The following is a 1,313-nucleotide window of genomic DNA, read 5'->3' as shown; positions in this document are numbered from 1 at the left end:
GCCCCCCCCTCACGTGGGGCATCACCGCCACCCCGGTCTCAAAGCCCGAGAGGCCCAAGGCCAGTTTGGGAAAAGCCAGCGCCGAGGCCAGGGCCAGCTCAACGGGGCTGGGGTAGCGCAAAGCCACTGATTCATGCCAACGAGACCAAAGCTCGGGCTGACCCACCAGCTGCAAGAAGGCTGCCCCTACCACCAGCGCCGAAAGCCCCAGGTACAAGACCACCAAGGCCACCGCCACCCCGATGGCCTCGCGGAAGCCCAGCATGAAGACTCCGCCCAGAAGGGCGATAAGCGCCAAGGTTAGGGCCACCGGATGGGCAAGCCAAGGGGGGGCAAGGGGGTTGCCAATCAGATGGGCACTAGCATCGGCAGCAGAGAGGGTGATGGTAATCATGAAGTCGGTGGCGGCAAATCCCAGAAGCACCAACACCACCAGTTTGGCGGTCCAGCCACCAAATAGCCGCTCCAGCATCCCCACCGAGCCCTCCCCATGCGGGCTTTCAGCGGCCACCCGCCAGTAGACCGGCAAGGCCCCTAGAAGGGTGAACAGCACCAGAAAGAGCGTGGCCCAGGGTGAGAGCAACCCCGCGGCCAGGGCCGCAATGCCCGGCTGGTAGCCCAGGGTAGAAAAGTAGTCCACCCCCGTAAGGCACATCACCTTGTACCAGGGCTGTGGGGCGTGGCGGGTAGCTTCGGGGGTGTTTAGAAGCCACTGTCTAAGTGCTGCTCGGTTCATAAAGAATTTTGGTGGCCTTCAGCCAGACGCAAAGCTTCCTCGGCGGTTAGACCACTTTTGATGACCAGGGCCAGCAGCAGGCGGTTCTGATACTCGATGTGCTTTAGGAGAGCCTCGATTTCCTGCTCGGCCCGGAGGTTCACCTGGTAGTCGTGCTCGGCCCTGAGCTCGGCGTGGCGGCTTTGCAAGTTCTGCCCCACCATGATGAGGGGCATCAGGAAAAGCTGGATCATGTTGGACAAAAATAGCCAGAACACAAAGGCCATGGGGGGGTCAAACTTGAGGTGGGGCGGGGCCAGGAAGTTCCAGGAAAGCCACAGCACCGTCCAGGTAAAAACGATCAGGAAAAACCCCATGCTGCCCACGTGATCGGTAATCCATAAGGCCAGCCGCTCGAGCGGGGAAAGGGTCTCTTGGTGTTCCTGGTTGACGTTTTTCAGCGGCTTGCGCCGCCGCAGCAGCTCGGCGATTTTAGGGAGGTTTTGCATAATAGGGATAGAATACCGCTGTTCTTATGAGCGAGCTCGAGCTCACCCTCCTCCTCTTCCTAGGTAGCCTCTTGGCCGGAGGGGTGGGG

The 1,313-nt window shown here is 60.9% G+C and carries 1 protein-coding gene and 1 pseudogene; both read right to left on the bottom strand.

The features are described 5' to 3' along the window. A pseudogene (locus Mlute_RS15260) lies at positions 1–655 on the bottom strand (hypothetical protein); the annotation flags it as partial. Between the two features lie 77 nt (positions 656–732). Continuing rightward, positions 733–1,224, bottom strand: coding sequence for a DUF1003 domain-containing protein (locus Mlute_RS15255; RefSeq protein WP_119361346.1), 492 nt, complete (start codon positions 1,222–1,224; stop codon positions 733–735). Positions 1,225–1,313: the final 89 nt, after the last annotated feature.

The sequence above is a fragment of the Meiothermus luteus genome (assembly GCF_003574085.1).
Classification (GTDB): domain Bacteria; phylum Deinococcota; class Deinococci; order Deinococcales; family Thermaceae; genus Meiothermus; species Meiothermus luteus.
The sequence above is the reverse complement of the archived record's forward strand: the minus strand, read 5'-3'. Positions and strand labels throughout refer to the sequence as shown.

What these genes read in the sequence shown, in the direction of transcription:
- Mlute_RS15255 (WP_119361346.1), bottom strand. Translation starts at nt 1,224, where the DNA reads ATGCAAAACCTCCCTAAAATCGCCGAGCTGCTGCGGCGGCGCAAGCCG.